This is a genomic window from Streptomyces sudanensis (assembly GCF_023614315.1).
GTDB lineage: Bacteria > Actinomycetota > Actinomycetes > Streptomycetales > Streptomycetaceae > Streptomyces > Streptomyces sudanensis.
On sequence record NZ_CP095474.1, the window covers coordinates 412,229 to 429,178 of the forward strand.

The 16,950-nt window shown below is 73.9% G+C and carries 11 protein-coding genes and 1 pseudogene; 2 read left to right on the forward strand and 10 right to left on the reverse strand.

The genetic code is table 11. The features are described from left to right. Both MW084_RS01765 and MW084_RS01770 read right to left on the reverse strand, forming a co-directional pair. On the reverse strand, nucleotides 1-2,789 hold a 2,789-nt coding region (locus MW084_RS01765; RefSeq protein WP_275563437.1), incomplete at its 3' end, for a putative bifunctional diguanylate cyclase/phosphodiesterase. A gap of 435 nt (nucleotides 2,790-3,224) precedes the next feature. Then, nucleotides 3,225-4,190 (reverse strand): 2-hydroxyacid dehydrogenase, encoded by a 966-nt coding sequence (locus MW084_RS01770; protein ID WP_010472933.1) that lies wholly within the window; start codon nucleotides 4,188-4,190, stop codon nucleotides 3,225-3,227. 74 nt (nucleotides 4,191-4,264) lie between these two features. Here MW084_RS01770 and MW084_RS01775 point away from each other — a divergent pair, with 74 nt between their 5' ends. Both MW084_RS01775 and MW084_RS01780 read left to right on the forward strand, forming a co-directional pair. After that, nucleotides 4,265-5,275, forward strand: coding sequence for an aldo/keto reductase (locus MW084_RS01775; protein ID WP_029553668.1), 1,011 nt, complete (start codon nucleotides 4,265-4,267; stop codon nucleotides 5,273-5,275). 205 nt (nucleotides 5,276-5,480) lie between these two features. Beyond that, a pseudogene (locus tag MW084_RS01780) lies at nucleotides 5,481-6,509 on the forward strand (PQQ-dependent sugar dehydrogenase); the annotation flags it as partial. A gap of 460 nt (nucleotides 6,510-6,969) precedes the next feature. On the opposite strand, the gene gatB reads toward MW084_RS01780, so the two are convergent. The 8 genes from gatB to MW084_RS01820 form a co-directional block, all read right to left on the reverse strand. Continuing rightward, nucleotides 6,970-8,484: an Asp-tRNA(Asn)/Glu-tRNA(Gln) amidotransferase subunit GatB gene (gene gatB / locus MW084_RS01785; protein WP_010472937.1), complete on the reverse strand. Its 1,515-nt coding sequence runs from the start codon at nucleotides 8,482-8,484 to the stop codon at nucleotides 6,970-6,972. A gap of 17 nt (nucleotides 8,485-8,501) precedes the next feature. Next, nucleotides 8,502-8,741 (reverse strand): hypothetical protein, encoded by a 240-nt coding sequence (locus MW084_RS01790; protein ID WP_010472939.1) that lies wholly within the window; start codon nucleotides 8,739-8,741, stop codon nucleotides 8,502-8,504. Beyond that, the gene (gene gatA / locus MW084_RS01795) at nucleotides 8,738-10,237 is read right to left on the reverse strand and encodes an Asp-tRNA(Asn)/Glu-tRNA(Gln) amidotransferase subunit GatA (protein WP_010472941.1); all 1,500 of its coding nucleotides are present in this window, start codon (nucleotides 10,235-10,237) and stop codon (nucleotides 8,738-8,740) included. The genes MW084_RS01790 and gatA overlap by 4 nt, the downstream gene beginning before the upstream one ends. Nucleotides 10,238-10,242: 5 nt before the next feature. Next, on the reverse strand, nucleotides 10,243-10,539 hold the full coding sequence (gene gatC, locus MW084_RS01800) for an Asp-tRNA(Asn)/Glu-tRNA(Gln) amidotransferase subunit GatC (protein WP_010472942.1): 297 nt from the start codon (nucleotides 10,537-10,539) through the stop codon (nucleotides 10,243-10,245). Nucleotides 10,540-10,633: 94 nt separating this feature from the next. Continuing rightward, complete coding sequence (locus MW084_RS01805; RefSeq protein WP_029553670.1) at nucleotides 10,634-12,772, reverse strand: putative bifunctional diguanylate cyclase/phosphodiesterase; 2,139 nt, start codon at nucleotides 12,770-12,772, stop codon at nucleotides 10,634-10,636. Between the two features lie 232 nt (nucleotides 12,773-13,004). Beyond that, nucleotides 13,005-15,209, reverse strand: a complete 2,205-nt coding sequence (gene ligA / locus MW084_RS01810) for an NAD-dependent DNA ligase LigA (protein ID WP_010472946.1) — start codon at nucleotides 15,207-15,209, stop codon at nucleotides 13,005-13,007. Nucleotides 15,210-15,221: 12 nt separating this feature from the next. After that, on the reverse strand, nucleotides 15,222-16,235 hold the full coding sequence (locus MW084_RS01815; RefSeq protein WP_010472948.1) for a methionine synthase: 1,014 nt from the start codon (nucleotides 16,233-16,235) through the stop codon (nucleotides 15,222-15,224). Nucleotides 16,236-16,258: 23 nt separating this feature from the next. Beyond that, nucleotides 16,259-16,948 (reverse strand): SDR family oxidoreductase, encoded by a 690-nt coding sequence (locus MW084_RS01820; RefSeq protein ID WP_010472949.1) that lies wholly within the window; start codon nucleotides 16,946-16,948, stop codon nucleotides 16,259-16,261. Nucleotides 16,949-16,950 lie beyond the last annotated feature (2 nt).

Genomic DNA, 16,950 nt, shown 5'->3' on the forward strand with positions numbered 1-16,950 from the left:
CCGCCGGCGAGGGCGGGCAGGGGGGTCTTGCCGGGGACCGGGAGTGCGCCGCGCACCAGGACCCGGCGGAGCCGGTGTTCGTCGAGCGGTCCGGAGAAGACCGTCCCCTGGGCGTGGGTGCAGCCCATGGCCCGCAGGGCGAGTGCCTGGTCCGGCACGTCGACGCCTTCGGCGACGGACCGGAGGCCGAGGTCGCCGGCGATCCCGAGGAGACCCCTGGTGATCTTGTGGAGCCTGGTGGACTCGGCCACCCCCTCCACGAGGCCCCGGTCCAGCTTGAGGATGTCGACGGGGAGCCGCCGCAGGGCGCTGATCGCGGCGTGCCCGCTGCCGAAGCCGTCGAGGGCGATGCGGACGCCGAGCCGCCGGAGCGCGGCGAGGCGCTGCTCCAGCTCCTCGAAGGGGAGGCGCGGGTCGCTGTCGGCCAGTTCGACGACGAGGGCGCCGGCGGGCAGCTCGTACCGGGCGAGCAGCGTCTCGACCGTGCCGAGCGGTGCGGACCGGTCGAGGAGGCGGCGGGCTGGCACCCGGACGGAGACGGGGACCCGGTGGCCCCCGCGGTGGCGTTCGGCGGCCTGCCCGACGGCCTCCTCCAGCAGCCAGTGGCCGAACTCGGCGGCGCGCTCCCCGGCGTCGTCCGTGATGCGGAGGAACTCCGCCGGGGTGAACAGGATGCCCTGGGCGGACCGCCAGCGGGCCTGCGCGGCGACGGCGGCGATCCGGCCCGTGGCCAGTTCCACGACGGGCTGGTGGAGGAGGACGAACTCGCCGTCGTGCAGGGTGCTGCACAGCCGGGCGGCCGGCTCCGTGCGGCGGGCGGCCTCGGCCCGCATCCGGGGCGTGTACAGCTCCACGCGGTTCTTGCCGCCCGCCTTGGCCCGGTACATGGCCAGGTCGGCGTTGCGCAGGAGGTCGCCGGCGGTGATGCCCGGCTCGGCGAAGGCGACGCCGATGGACGCGGCGACGCGGGCGTCGGCGCCTTCGATCCGGTACGGCTGGGAGAGCGTGAGCCGGATCCGGTCGGCGATCTCGTGGATCCGGGCCTCCCGGACGGCGGGGTCGCCGCCCGCGTCCCCGACGATGAGCGCGGCGAACTCGTCGCCGCCGAGCCGGGCGGCCGTGTCCCCGGCCCGTACGGAGTCCTGGAGGCGGCGGCCGACCTGGACCAGCAGTTCGTCGCCGGCCTGGTGGCCGAGTCGGTCGTTGACGCCCTTGAAGCCGTCGAGGTCGATGAAGAGCACGGCCGCCCCCGGGTCCCCGGAGCGGCGCCCGCCCAGGGCCTGCCGGACGCGCCGGGTGAACAGCGCCCGGTTGGGCAGATCGGTGAGCGGGTCGTGTTCGGCGCTGTGCTGGAGCTGGGCCTGGAGGCGGACGCGTTCGGTGACGTCCCGGCTGTTGAAGATCAGGCCGCCCTGGTGGCGGTTGACGGTGGACTCGACGTGGAGCCATGCGCCGGTCCCGGATCTGAACCGGCACTCGATGCGCGTGGTGGGCTCCTCGGACGGCTGGGCGGCGAGGAACCTGCGCACCTCGTGGACGACGCCGCCGAGGTCGTCGGGGTGGATGAGCGCGGCCAGCTCGGTGCCCACGAGCTCCTCGGCGTCCCGCCCGTACACGCCGGACGCCGCGGGGCTGACGTAGTGCAGGACGCCGCTGGGGGCGGCGATCATGATGACGTCGCTGGAGCTCTGGACCAGGGACCTGAAGTGGTTCTCCTTCTGGGCCAGTTCCTGGGTGAGCGCGATGTTGTCGAGCAGCATGATGCCCTGCCGGACGACCAGCGCGAGGACGACCGCGCAGCCGGTGAAGACGACGAAGCGGTCCACGCGGCGGCCTTCGACGAAGAAGTACAGGATGCTGAGGGTGCAGACCCCGGCCGCGAGGTACGGCGCGAGCGCGGCGAGCGAACCGGCGATGGGGCGGCCGGGAGGACGCTGCCCGCCCTCGGGGGGCGGGGCCGCGGCCGCCCTGCGCGTCATCCAGGGGGCGTACGCGAGGAGCAGGGAGCCCGTGAACCAGCCGGCGTCGAGGAACTGGCCCGAACGGTACGTGTCCCGCAGCAGCGGCGAGGTGAACAGGGCGTCGCACAGGACGGTGAGGGCCAGGGCCGCGACGGCGGTGTGGACCGCCGCGTGGCTGCCCTTGGAGCGGCGGAAGTGCAGGGCGAGGAGCATGCTCACGAGGACGATGTCGAGGAGCGGGTAGGCGAGGGAGAGGGCCGCGCGGGCCACGCTCTCGTTGTCGAAGCGGGCCGTGCGGGCCAGGGCCAGGCTCCAGGAGAGCGTGAGCAGCGAGCCGGCGATCAGCCAGGAGTCCAGTACGAGGCAGACCCACCTCGCGCGGTTGGCGGGGCGCTTGGCGAGGACGAGCAGGCCGATGATCACCGGCGGCGCGAACAGCAGGAAGAACAGGTCGGCGAGCGACGGGTCGGGGACCGGCCGGTCGAGCACCACCTCGTACCATCCCCAGACGGCGTTGCCGCAGGCGGCCATGGCCGAGGAGAGCGCGAACAGCATCCAGGCCGGGCGGAAGGGACTGCCGTGGGTCCGGGCGTAGTGGAAGCAGGAGATCGCGGCGGCCAGGGCGGCTGCGCTCAGCCCGAAGTCGCCCATGATCATCGCCAGCTCCTCGGATCCCCAGCGGAACAGGGCACCCGTGGCGTAGCCGCCGCAGAGGAGGACGAGGAGGAGCCGCCCCCTGCGGCCCTTCCCTCCCCCGGTGCCGTGAGGATCGCGGGGGGTCCCGCCCGCCGCCGGAGCGCGGTCGGCGACGAGGCCGGGGGCGCTCATCGGCGCCCTCCGGCCGGGAAGGCCTCCGCCCTGAGTCTTTCGACGGGGAGGCGTTCGGCACGGAAGGCCCGGCCGCCCCGCTGCTTCGGATCGTCGCCGCATGGCCCGCGCATCGTCCGTCGCCCCCCTCGGATTGTGATCGGCAATCACGTCGGCATCACGTCTTCCCCGGTGCCGGTTCTCATGCCCGACGTGCCCCCGCGTCGTGACGATACACCAGGATCGTCACACAGCGGCAGGGATTTTTTACTCTGAGTGACGATCCGGTCGGCCATACGTGCGCACTGCACCCGAATCGCTCCGGATCGTATCGGCCCGCGCGGGCCGGCGACGCGGACGGAACGCACCGGTAAGTTCCGACGGGACGGGCGTCCGGCACATGCCGGGGGCACCGGACGGCGGCAGGAGCACCGGGGACGTGCCGTACGACGCGGCCTAACCGGTGGTCAGGACGACGTTGCGCAGCGGCTCCCCGGTCGTGAAACGGGTGAGCTGATCGGCGACGAGCCGCTCGGCGCGGGGGATGAACGCCGAGGTGGAACCGCCGACGTGGGGGCTGATCAGCACACCCGGCGCGTGCCAGAGCGGGTGCCCGGCCGGCAGCGGCTCGGGGTCGGTCACGTCGAGGGCGGCGGTGAGGCGGCCCGCCCGGACCTCCGCGAGGAGGGCCCCGGTGTCCACGACGGGGCCGCGGGCGACGTTGACGAGCAGCGCGCCGTCCTTCATCCGGGACAGGAAGCCGGCGTCGGCGAGGTGGCGGGTCTCCTCGGTGAGCGGGGTCGACAGGATCACCACGTCCGCCTCGGGAAGGAGATCGGGCAGATCGGTGAGTCCGTGCACCGGACCGCGCACGGAGGCGCGGGCGGAGCGCGCGACCCGTACGACCCGCGCGCACTCGAAGGGCGCGAGCCGGTCGTCGATGGCGGCGCCGATCGCCCCGTACCCGACGATCAGCACGGACTTGCCGGTGAGCGCCGGGTAGAAGCCGCCCCGCCACTCCTCCCGGTCCTGACCGCGGACGAAGCCGGGGATGCCGCGCAGCGACGCCAGCACCAGCGCCAGCGCGAGCTCCGCCGTGCTCGCCTCGTGGACGCCCCGGGCGTTGCACAGCACCACGCCGGGCGGCGCGGAGGAGAGGCCCGGCGTCACGTGGTCGACGCCGGCGGACAGGGTCTGCACGACCCGCAGCGAGGTCATCGCGGCGAGCGGGCGCACCGCCACCTCCGTGCCCTTCATGTACGGGACGACGTAGAAGACGCAGCGGGCCGGGTCGGCCGGGAGGTCGGGGCCGCCGTCCCAGAAGCGGTAGGCGAGTCCGGTCGCGGACGGGTCCGGCAGTCCGGCCATCCCGTCGGCGGGCAGGGGCAGCCACACGTCGGCGGTCGCATCGGCAGCGGTCATGTTCAGGAGGCTAAGCGAAGGAGGCGGCCCTCCGTTGGTTAGTTTGTGTGGGCCGCACAGGGAGGTACGGGGAGTTGGAGCGCAGGACACTCGGGGCGACCGGGCTCGACGTGGGAGCGGTCGGCCTCGGCTGCATGCCGATGAGCTGGGCGTACAGCGCCTCGCAGCAGCGCGGCGACCGCTCGCTGCGCGCCGTGCACGCCGCGCTCGACGCGGGGGTGAGCCTGCTCGACACCGCCGACATGTACGGGCCGTTCACCAACGAGCTGCTGCTGGGCCGGGTGCTGAAGGAGCGGCGCGCGGACGTGTTCGTCGCGACCAAGTGCGGGCTGCTGGTGGGCGACGGCCACATCGTGGCCAACGGGCGCCCCTCGTACGTGCGCCGGGCGTGCGACGCGTCGCTGCGGCGGCTCCAGACGGACGTGATCGACCTGTACCAGCTGCACCGGGCCGACCCCGAGGTGCCGGTCGAGGAGACCTGGGGCGCCATGGCGGAGCTGGTGACCGCCGGGAAGGTGCGTGCGCTGGGCTGGTGCGCGGTGGACGTGCGCGGGACGCGGCGCGGCGGGCCGCACGGCCGGTACGACAGAACGATTCGCCAGCTGGAGTGCGTACAGCAGGTCTTCCCGGTGAGCGCCGTGCAGGCGGAGCTGTCCGTGTGGTCGCCCGAAGCGCTGACGCGGCTGCTGCCGTGGTGCGCGGCGCGCGGGGTGGGGTTCCTCGCGGCGATGCCGCTGGGCAGCGGCTTCCTCACCGGGACGCTGACCCCGGGCGGCGGGTTCGAGCCGGACGACCCGCGCGCCCGGCACCCGCGGTTCACCGCCGAGATGATGGCCGCGAACCAGCCGCTGGTCGCCGGGTTGCGCCGGGTGGCCGAGCGGCACGGCGGGGCGGCGGGCGGGGTGACGCCGGCTCAGGTGGCGCTGGCGTGGACGCTGGCGCAGGGCCGGCACGTCGTCCCGGTGCCGGGGACGAAGCGGGAGCGCTGGGCGGTGGAGAACGCGCGTGCGGCCGGTCTGGCGCTGACCCCCCGGGACCTGGCGGAGATCGCGGCGCTCCCGCCGGCGCGGGGCTCCTGGGACTGAGGTCCGGACCGCGGACCGGGCGCCTAGGCTGGACGGGACGGGCTCCACTCCGCCGCCGGGGAAGGAACGAAGAACGTGCGACGTCCTGTTGTGAGGGCCGTGTCGGCCGCCGCCGCCCTGCTGCTGGCGGCCGGGTGCTCGGGGGCCGGGGGGAACGGCCCCGCCGNNCCCGCGACCTCCGCGCCGGCCCGCNNNTCCGAGACNNCCCCCGCCCTCCCCCTCCGTCACGGCGCCGCCTGCGAAGGGCTCCGTGCGCGTCGTGTCCACGGTCGCCCGGGGCCTGAAGTCCCCGTGGGGGCTGGCCGCGCTGCCGGGCGGCGACCTGCTGGTCTCCTCGCGCGACGAGGGGACCGTCACCCGCGTGGACGCCCGGACCGGGAGGCTGACGGTGCTCGGCGAGGTGCCGGGGGTGGCTCCCGGCGGGGAGGGCGGCCTGCTGGGCATCGCCCTGTCCCCGAAGTTCGCCGAGGACCGCCTGGTCTACGCGTACTTCACCACCGAGTCCGACAACCGCATCGCCCGGATGCTGTACGACGAGAACCGGCCGGCCGGGCAGCATCTGGGCGCGCCCGACACGGTCCTGCGGAACATCCCCAAGGGCTTCGTCCACAACGGCGGCCGGATCGCGTTCGGTCCCGACGGGATGCTGTACGCGGGCACCGGCGAGACGGGTGAGACGGGACTGTCGCAGGACCGGGCGTCGCTGGGCGGCAAGATCCTGCGGATGACCCCGGACGGGCAGCCCGTGCACGGCAATCCGGAGGCGGACTCGGTCGTGTACTCCTACGGGCACCGCAACGTCCAGGGCCTCGCCTGGGACGCCGGCAAGCGGCTGTGGGCCGCCGAGTTCGGGCAGGACACCTGGGACGAGCTGAACCTGATCAGGCCCGGCGGCGACTACGGCTGGCCCGAGACCGAGGGCAGGGGCGGCGGGGGCGGCTCCATCGCCCCGGTCGCCCAGTGGCCGGTGGCCGACGCCTCGCCGAGCGGCATCGCCGTCGTGCGGGGTTCGGTGTGGATGGCGGGACTGCGGGGCGAGCGGCTGTGGCGGGTCCCGCTGGCCGGCGAGAAGGCGTCGGCGGCGCCCCAGGCGTTCCTGGAGGGCGCGTACGGCCGGCTGCGCACGGTGGCGGCGGCGGGCGGGGACCGGCTGTGGCTGGTCACCAGCGAGACCGACGGGCGCGGCACGCCGGAGTCCGGGGACGACCGGATCCTCCTGCTGGAGGTCGGGTGAGAGCGGGCCGACGGCCCGGCCCGGAGGCGCCGGGACCCCGCGCCCGGCCGGCGGGCGGGTACCCGGCGCCGGCCCGGCGGGCACTCCGCCGACGGCGGAACCGCGTCCGGGCGGGCACTCCAGCGCGGAGAGGCGTTCGCACCTGCCCTGGTGAGTACCGGATCCATCGCGGTGGGGCCCCTGCCGTGATCGTCGCGGCCTGCGGTGGTCCCGCCCCGGCCGCCAGGGCGAGACGTACGCATGGACCGCGGCTTCCTGGTGCCGACCCCGCGCGACGTCACCTCGAGACCAGCTCATGGCCTCTTCGGCGCGTGTCTCGGCCGGACTCCCCTCACCGACGTGCTTAAAGCAGCGCGGCAGGCCCGCTCACCGCGTGGGCGGAACGCGCGGAGGGCGGCGCACCGACTCGCGGTGCGCCGCCCTCCCCTGTGTCGCGCCTGCCTCCCGGGCGGGCGCCGGCTCAGCCCTCGCCGACGCCCAGCCTCTCCAGGATCAGCTCCCGCACCCGGGCCGCGTCGGCCTGGCCGCGCGTGGCCTTCATGACCGCGCCGACCAGCGCGCCGGCCGCGGCGACCTTGCCGCCGCGGATCTTGTCGGCGATCGCGGCGTTCGCGGCGATCGCCTCGTCGACGGCCGCGCCCAGGGCGCCCTCGTCGGAGACGACCTTCAGGCCGCGCTTCTCGACGACCGCGTCCGGGTCGCCCTCGCCGCCGAGGACGCCCTCGATGACCTGGCGGGCCAGCTTGTCGTTGAGGTCGCCGGACGACACCAGCTCCGCCACCCGGGCGACCTGCGCCGGGGTGATGGCCAGCTCGTCCAGGGAGGTGCCGGACTCGTTGGCGTGCCGGGACAGCTCGCCCATCCACCACTTGCGGGCCTGGTCGGCCGGAGCGCCCGCGTCGATCGTGGCGATGATCGGGTCGAGCGCGCCGGCGTTGAGGATGGACTGCATGTCCAGCGCGGAGATCCCCCACTCCTCGCGCAGCCGGTTGCGGCGCACGCGCGGCAGCTCGGGCAGCCCGGCGCGGATCTCCTCCACCCACTCGCGGGACGGGGCCACCGGCACGAGGTCGGGCTCCGGGAAGTAGCGGTAGTCCTCCGCCTCCTCCTTCACCCGGCCGGACGTCGTGGAGCCGTCGTCCTCGTGGAAGTGGCGGGTCTCCTGCACGATCGTGCCGCCGCCGGTGAGGACCGCGGCGTGCCGCCGGACCTCGTAGCGGACGGCCCGCTCGACGGAGCGCAGCGAGTTGACGTTCTTGGTCTCGCTGCGGGTGCCGAACTTCTCCGTGCCGACGGGACGCAGCGACAGGTTCACGTCGCAGCGCATCTGGCCCATCTCCATGCGCGCCTCGGAGACGCCCAGGGCGCGGATCAGGGCGCGCAGTTCGGCGACGTACGCCTTGGCGACCTCGGGGGCCCGGTCGCCGGCCCCGACGATCGGCTTGGTGACGATCTCGATCAGCGGGATGCCGGCCCGGTTGTAGTCCAGCAGGGAGTGGGACGCGCCGTGGATGCGGCCGGTCGCGCCGCCGACGTGCGTCGACTTGCCCGTGTCCTCCTCCATGTGGGCGCGCTCGATCTCCACGCGGAAGACCTCGCCGTCCTCCAGCTGGACGTCCAGGTAGCCGTCGAAGGCGATCGGCTCGTCGTACTGGGAGGTCTGGAAGTTCTTCGGCATGTCCGGATAGAAGTAGTTCTTCCGGGCGAAGCGGCACCACTCGGCGATCTCGCAGTTCAGCGCGAGGCCGATCTTGATCGCGGACTCGACGCCGGCCGCGTTGACCACGGGCAGCGCGCCGGGCATGCCGAGGCAGACCGGGCAGGTCTGGGTGTTGGGTTCCGCGCCCGGCTCGGTGGAGCAGCCGCAGAACATCTTGGTCCTGGTGCCGAGTTCGACGTGCACCTCCAGGCCCATGACGGGCTCGAAGGTGGCGAGGGCGTCCTCGTAGGACACCAGGTCAGTCGTGACGGTCACGGTGGAAACATTCCCTCTCAGCCGAACAGGACGTCGTCGTCGCCGACGCGCTTCAGCTCGCGGACCAGGATGGCGAGGCCGGTCGCGATGGCGGCGGCGGACACGGCGGCGTCCAGCAGCAGGAGCGTGTCGCTCTCGGTGCGGGCCTTGCGGACCTGCTTGACCACGCTCACCGCGCCGAACGCGGTGGTGGCGATCGACAGGTACGTGCCGGTCCTGGACTTCCTGAAGCCCTTGGCCTTGGTCAGTACGCTCACAGTGACGGAGCCTCCTCCAGCAACGGGTGACCCCAGCGGGCCACGTAGGCGGCCTCGACCGCGGCGCCCACCTTGTACAGGCGGTCGTCCTTCATGGCCGGGGCGATGATCTGCAGGCCGACCGGCAGGCCGTCCTCGGGCGCCAGGCCGCAGGGGAGCGACATGGCGGCGTTGCCCGCCAGGTTGGTCGGGATGGTGCACAGGTCGGCCAGGTACATGGCCATCGGGTCGTCGGCGCGCTCGCCGATCGGGAAGGCGGTGGTCGGGGTCGCCGGGGAGACGATCACGTCGACCTGCTCGAAGGCCCGCTCGAAGTCGCGCGTGATGAGCGTGCGGACCTTCTGCGCGGAGCCGTAGTACGCGTCGTAGTAGCCGGAGCTGAGCGCGTACGTACCGAGCATGATGCGGCGCTTGACCTCGTCGCCGAAGCCGGCCTCGCGGGTGAGGGAGGTGACCTCCTCCGCCGAGCGGGTGCCGTCGTCGCCGGTCCGCAGGCCGTAGCGCAGGCCGTCGAAGCGGGCGAGGTTGGACGAGCACTCGGAGGGCGCGATCAGGTAGTACGCGGAGAGCGCCAGGTCGAAGGAGGGGCAGTCCAGCTCGACGATCTCGGCGCCCAGCTCCTTCAGCAGCTCGACGGCCTCGTCGAACCGCTGGACGACGCCGGCCTGGTAGCCCTCGCCGCGGAACTGCCGGACCACGCCGACGCGCATGCCCTGGACGCTGCCGTTGCGGGCGGCCTCGACGACCGGCGGGACGGGCGCGTCGATGGACGTGGAGTCCATCGGGTCGTGTCCGGCGATCACCTCGTGCAGGAGCGCCGCGTCGAGGACGGTGCGCGCGCAGGGGCCGCCCTGGTCGAGGGAGGACGAGAACGCGACCATGCCGTACCGGGAGACCGCGCCGTACGTCGGCTTGACGCCGACCGTGCCGGTGACGGCGGCGGGCTGGCGGATGGAGCCGCCGGTGTCCGTGCCGATGGCGAGCGGCGCCTCGTACGAGGCGAGGGCCGCCGCGGAGCCGCCGCCGGAGCCGCCGGGGATCCGGGTGAGGTCCCAGGGGTTGCCGGTCGGCCCGTAGGCGCTGTTCTCGGTGGACGACCCCATGGCGAACTCGTCCATGTTGGTCTTGCCGAGGATGACGACGTCGGCGGCGCGCAGCTTCGCGACGAGCGTCGCGTCGTACGGCGGGATCCAGCCCTCCAGCATCTTCGAGCCGACGGTGGTCGGCATGTCGCGCGTGGTGAAGATGTCCTTCAGGGCGAGGGGGACGCCCGCGAGGGGGCCGAGCTCCTCGCCGCGTTCGCGCTTCTCGTCGACGGCGCGGGCCTGGGCGAGGGCGCCCTCGCGGTCGACGTGGAGGAAGGCGTGGACCTTCTCGTCGATCGCCTCGATGCGCGCGAGGTGCGCCTCCGCGACCTGGACGGCGGTGAGCTCGCCGGAGGCGATCCTCGCCGCGATCTCCGCGGCGGTGAGCTTGACGATGGTGCTGTCCGTCATGTCGGTCAGTCCTCCCCGAGGATCTGCGGCACCTTGAAACGCTGCTGCTCCCGGGCCGGGGCGCCGGAGAGCGCCTGCTCGGGGGTGAGCGACGGACGGACCTCGTCCGCGCGCATGACGTTGGTCAGCGGCAGCGGGTGGGAGGTCGGCGGGACGTCTTGGCCGGCGACCTCGGAGACGCGGGCGACCGCGCCGATGATGTCGTCGAGCTGGGCGGCGAAGTGGTCGACCTCTTCGCCCTTCAGCTCCAGACGCGCCAGCCGGGCGAGGTGGGCGACCTCCTCGCGCGTGATGCCAGGCATGCAGCGATCCTCAGGGGTGGGTGATGGGTTTGTGGCCCAATCCTAGGGGTCGTGCCGCGATACCTGTGAAACGGTTTGCTCCCCGCCGCCCCCGCTAGGTGACGGGATGGCCCGACGGGTGGCCGGAGGGCTGCCCGGACGGGGAGGTCGGAAGCGCCGGCGCGGGTCGGTGGCGGCCGTGCACACCGTGGGCGCGGAGCCAGGCCGTCGTCTCCCGCGGCGGCATCGCGGCGGCGACCAGCCAGCCCTGGACGGCGTCGCAGCCCAGGTCCCGCAGGCGCTCCCAGGTCTCGTCGTCCTCCACGCCCTCGGCGACGACGAGGAGCCCGAGGGAGTGGGCCAGGTCCACGGTGCAGCGGACGATCTCGGCGTCCTCCGCGTCGACGGCGAGGCGGGCGACGAAGGAGCGGTCGATCTTCAGTTCGCTGACCGGCAGGCGGCGCAGGTGGACCAGGGAGGAGTAGCCCGTGCCGAAGTCGTCCAGGGACATCTTCACCCCGTGGCCGGTCAGGCCGGCGAGGGTGTCGGCGGCCCGCTGCGGGTCCTCCAGGAGGACGTGCTCCGTGATCTCCAGCTGGAGGGCGCTCGCGGGGACGCCGTGGCGGGCGAGGCGGGCGGCGACGGCGCCGGCGAATCCGGGGCTGTGCACGTCGCGCGGGGAGACGTTCACCGCGACGGGGACCTCCAGTCCCTGGGCGCGCCAGCGCGCGACCTGGCCGAGCGCCGTCTCCAGCACGTACTCGGTGAGGTGCGGCATCAGGCCGGACGACTCGGCGATCGCGATGAACTCGTCCGGGGGGACGCGGCCGCGCTCCGGGTGGACCCAGCGCACCAGCGCCTCCAGGCCGGCGACGTGGCCGTCGAAGCGGACCTTGGGCTGGTAGTGCAGCTCGACCTCGCCCGCGTCGAGGGCGCGCCGCAGGTCGCCGAGGAGGCCGAGCCGGTCCGGGGTGTTGGAGTCCCGCTTGGACTCGTACACCTCGACGCCCGTGCGGCCCCGCTTCGCCTGGTACATGGCCACGTCGGCCCGCTGGAGGAGCCCCTCGGCGTCGAGGGCGTGCTCGGGGAAGACGGCGACGCCGGCGCTGGCCTCCAGGACGAGGGTGAGGCCGTCGAGGTCGAGGGGGGACGACAGGTCCGCGGCGAGGTGGCGGGCGACCCGCTGGGCGCTGGTGGTCGAGTCGACGGCCGGCAGGAGCACGGCGAACTCGTCGCCGCCGAGCCGGGCGACCTCGGCGCCGCGCGGCAGGGCGAGGCGCAGGCGCTCCGCGATCTGCAGGAGGAGCCGGTCGCCGGCGAGGTGCCCGAGGGTGTCGTTGACGGACCGGAAGCGGTCGAGGTCGATCAGGACGAGCGCGGCGCGCCGTCCCTCGGCCTCGGCGGCCTCCAGGGCGATCCAGGCGCGTTCGAGCAGCCAGTGGCGGTTGGGGAGGCCGGTGAGCGGGTCGCGGAGCTGCTCCTCGGCGCGGGCCCGGGCGATCCAGAGCGTGGAGTCCAGGGCGATTAAAGGGACGGCGAACAGCGGCAGGAGGATCGGCAGGGTGACGGCGATCACGCAGATGAGCGGGGTGATGCCGAGCAGGGCGACGGCGACGAGGCACTGCCGGAGCAGCGCCGTGCGGACGGCCGTGGGCAGGGTGCCGGCCTGCGGGGCGAGCGTGTACCACAGGGCGAGCCGGGTCACCACCAGGTAGGTGCCGGCGGCGAGGGCGATTTCCGGGACCGCGGCGATCCCCCATTCGAGCGGCTGCCAGGGCCGTTCGACGGAGGGGACGTCGTCGAAGGCGGCGAGGATCAGCGCGGCGCCGCCGATGCCCAGCACGTCGGCGGCGCCGTGGAGCAGGCCCTGCCGCCAGCGGTGCCTGCGGGCGGCGCCGACGAGGACGACGACGGCGAGGCTGACCAGGCCGGCCGGCACCCAGCCGAACAGCAGCAGCACCGCGAGGGTGAGGGCGGCGCCGGAGCCCGTGCCGCCCCACCAGCGGTCGCGGCCGAGGGCGACGAGGTGGCCGACGATGATGCCGGTGAGGACGGCGAGGGACCAGCCGGTCGTCCCGCCGGGGAAGAGGGCGTGGTCCCCGCTCACGGCCCGGTGGAGGCCGGTGGCGAGCGCGATGCCGGCGAGGACCACGACGACGACGGGCAACCTGGCGAGGAAGCCGTCCCGTGCCGCCGCGCGCCCCGCCCGCATACGCGGCCGTGTGACCGGATCGGCACTCTCGGTCGGTTTCATTCCGTCCCTCTCACAGCCGGCGGTGCCGTTGCCTCTGCCTCGTGGTGGCCTGGCGGCCCGTCACCACGGCCGGATCTGCCCAACCTGGCCGTGCACAACGGGCGCACGTCACAACAGTAGGCCGCGGAGGGCGTTCGCGGGCAGCGCTCTACAGCTCTTGCCCGATTGCCGCCCCGCCACCCTTATCCGGCCGATATGCGCTGAACGGGTGATGTTTTCCGGCCTGTTCGGCTCAGTCGCCCTCCTGCTGCCCGAACGGGACGGCGACTTCGCGGGCCGCGTCGGGGCCCTGTTCGAGCAGGACCGCGAAGCCGTCCTCGTCCAGGACCGGGACCTTCAGCTGCACCGCCTTGTCGTACTTGGAGCCGGGGCTCTCCCCGACCACCACGAACGCCGTCTTCTTGGAGACGGAACCCGCGACCTTCGCCCCGGCGGCCTGGAGCGCCTCCTTCGCACCGTCCCTCGTGTGGTCCCGCAGCGTGCCGGTGACGACGACGGTGAGCCCCTCCAGGGGGCGCGGCCCCTCGTCCCCGCCGGTGCGCTCCTCCTCCATCCGGACGCCGGCGGCACGCCACTTGCGCAGGATCTCGCGGTGCCAGTCCTCCGCGAACCACTGCTTCAGGGACGCGGCGATGGTCGGCCCGACACCCTCGACGGCAGCGAGCTCCTCCTCGGTGGCCTGCTCGATGCGGTCGAGGGAGCGGAACTCGCGGGCCAGCGCCTCGGCCGCGACGGGTCCGACGTGGCGGATCGACAGGGCCGTGATGACCCGGGCGAGCGGGCGCCGCTTGGCCTCCTCGATGTTGGCGAGCATCGCGAGGGCGTTCTTCCTGGGCTCGCCCTGCTGGTTGGCGAAGACCGTGACGACCTTCTCCTCGCCGGTCTTCGGATCGCGCTTGGGCAGTCCGCTGTCCTGGTCCAGGACGTACGCCTTGATGGGGAGGAGCTGCTCGATCGTCAGGTCGAACAGGTCGCCCTCGTCGGCGAGCGGCGGTTCGGCGGGCTCCAGCGGACGCGTCAGCGCGGCGGCGGCCACGTAGCCGAAGTTCTCGATGTCGAAGCAGCGGCGCCCGGCCAGGTAGAACAGGCGTTCCCGCAGCTGGGCGGGGCAGGTGCGGCCATTGGGGCAGCGCAGGTCGACGTCGCCCTCCTTCATCGGCTTCAGCGGCGTCCCGCACTCGGGGCACTCGGACGGCATGACGAACTCGCGCTCGCTGCCGTCCCTCAGGTCGGCCACCGGCCCCAGGATCTCCGGGATGACGTCGCCGGCCTTGCGCAGCACGACCGTGTCGCCGATGAGGACGCCCTTGGCCTTCACCACGTCCTGGTTGTGCAGCGTGGCGAACTCCACCTCGGAGCCCGCGACCGTCACCGGCTCCACCTGCGCGTACGGGGTGACGCGGCCCGTGCGGCCCACGCCGACGCGGATGTCGACCAGCCTGCTGTTGACCTCCTCGGGCGCGTACTTGTACGCGATGGCCCAGCGCGGTGCGCGCGAGGTGGAGCCGAGGCGGCCCTGGAGGGGGATCTCGTCCAGCTTGACGACGACGCCGTCGATCTCGTGCTCCACCGAGTGGCGGTTCTCGCCGTAGTACGCGATGAACTCCCGCACCTCGTCGATGCCGTCCACCACGCGGTTGTGCCGCGCCGTGGGCAGGCCCCACTCCCGGAGCAGCGCGTACGCCTCGGACAGGCGGCCGAGGGCCAGGCCCTCGTGCGCGCCGATGCCGTGCACCACCATGTGCAGCGGGCGCGTGGCCGTGACGCGCGGGTCCTTCTGGCGGAGCGAACCGGCCGCGGCGTTGCGCGGGTTGGCGAACGGCTTGTCACCGGCGGCGACCAGGCGGGCGTTCAGCTCCTCGAACTTCTCCATCGGGAAGTAGACCTCGCCGCGGATCTCCACCAGGTCCGGGACGCGGTCGCCCTCCAGCCGGTCGGGGACGTCGGAGAGGGTCCGCACGTTGGGCGTGATGTCCTCGCCTGTGCGGCCGTCCCCGCGGGTCGCCGCGCGCGTCAGCCGGCCCTTCTCGTACGTCAGGTTCACGGCGAGGCCGTCGACCTTCAGCTCGCACAGGAAGTGGTGCTCCGCCGAGCCGACGTCGCGCCCGACGCGCTCGGCCCAGGCGGTCAGGCCCGCGTCGTCGAAGACGTTGTCCAGGGAGAGCATGCGCTCGCGGTGCCGGACGGCCGTGAACTCCGTCTCGTACGTCCCCGCGACCTTCTGGGTGGGCGAGTCGGGGGTGCGCAGCTCCGGGTGGCGCTCCTCCAGCTCCTCCAGGGACCGCAGCAGCCGGTCGAACTCGGCGTCGCTGACGACGGGCTGGTCCTTCACGTAGTACCGGAAGCGGTGCTCCTCGACCTGTTCGGCCAGCCGGGCGTGCTCCTCCCGCACCTCCGCCGGCACCGTGTCGCGCTGGTCGTGCTGTTCGACAGCCACGTCGATCCTCCGTTACTCAGGGTCGTCCGCGAGGGACTTCGCCGCCTTGACACAGTGCGCCAGCGCGCGGCGGGCGTAACCGGGCGAGGCACCCGCGAGCCCGCACGCCGGGGTGATCACCAAGGACTCCGCGAGGGTCCCCGGATTCAGCCCCAGCCTGCGCCACAGCGTCCTGACACCCATGACGCTACCGGCAGGGTCCGACAACGCGCGGTCGGTGGAGGGCACCACGCCCGCGAACAGTTTCACACCGCCTTCGACCGCCTCGCCGATCGCCTCCTCGTCACGCTCCGTGAGAAGGCCGAAATCGAACGAGACGGCCGCCGCGCCGGCCCGGCGGAGCAGCGCGAACGGCACGCCGGGGGCGCAGGAGTGCACGACGGCGGGCCCGTCGTGCACGGCGATCACGTCCCGCAGGGCGCTCTCGGCGACCTGCCGGTCGACGGCCCGGTGGGTGCGGTAGCCGCTGGCGGTCCTGACGCGGCCGCCCAGGACGGCGGTGAGGGACGGCTCGTCGAGCTGGAGCACGACCCGGGCGCCCGGGACGCGGCGGCGCACCTCGGCGAGGTGGCCGCGGAGCCCCTCGGCGAGCGACGCGGCGAGGTCGCGGCAGGCGCCCGGGTCGCCGAGGGCCGCCTCGCCGCCCCGCAGCTCCAGCGCGGCGGCGAGCGTCCACGGCCCGACCGCCTGGACCTTCAGGGGACCCGCGTACCCCTGGGTGAACTCCTCCAGCGCGTCGAGGTCCTCCCCCATCCAGGAGTGGGCGCGGCGCGTGTCGCGGCCGGGCCGGTCGCTGACCCGCCACCCGCTGGGCTCCACGTGGGCGTAGACCTCGACCAGGAGTCCCAGGGTCCGGCCGATCATGTCGGCGCCGGGCCCGCGGGCGGGCAGTTCGGGCAGGTGGACGAAGTCCTCGAAGGACCCGGTCACGGTCCTGGCGGCCTCGCGCGCGTCGCCGCCCGGCATCGACCCGACCCCCGTGGCCGGACCCCAGTTGATGTCGTCGCTGTGGTTGTTCTCGCTCACCCGGGAAGGGTACGCGGGCGGGGTCAGCTCCCCGGCCGGACGGTCAGGTCCTGGATCTCCGCGTCGCGCGGCAGGTCGAGGGCCGCCAGGACCGTCGCGGCGACCGACCCGGGGTCCATGAGGCCGGCCGGGTCGTACTCCCTGCCCTCCTGCCGATGGACCTTGGCCTGCATGGGGCTGGCCGTGCGGCCCGGGTAGACGGAGGTGACGCGGACGCCGTGGGCGCGCTCCTCCGCGCGCAGGGCGTCGGCGAGCGCCTTCAGGCCGTGCTTGGACGCGGCGTACGCGGACCACTCGGGGTTGGCGCGGAGCCCGGAGCCGGAGTTGACGAACACGACCTGCCCCCGGGAGGCCCGCAGCTGCGGCAGGAGCAGCCGGGTCAGCTCGGCGGGGGCGACCAGGTTCACGTCGAGCTGGGTGCGCCACGCCTTGGTGGTCAGCTCGCCGACCGGACCGAGGTCGACGACGCCCGCGACGTGCAGCAGCGTGTCCAGCCGGTCGGGCAGCTCCTGGTGGGAGAACGCCCAGGACAGCCGGTCCGGGGCGGCGAGGTCCCCGACGAGCGTGCGGGCGCCCGGGTACAGGTCGGCCAGTTCCCTCGCCCGGCCGGCGTCCCGGGCCAGCAGGATCAGGTCGTCCCCGCGCGCGTGGAGGCGGCGGGCGACGGCCTCGCCGATGCCGGAGCCGGCGCCGGTGATCAGGTGTGTGGTCATGG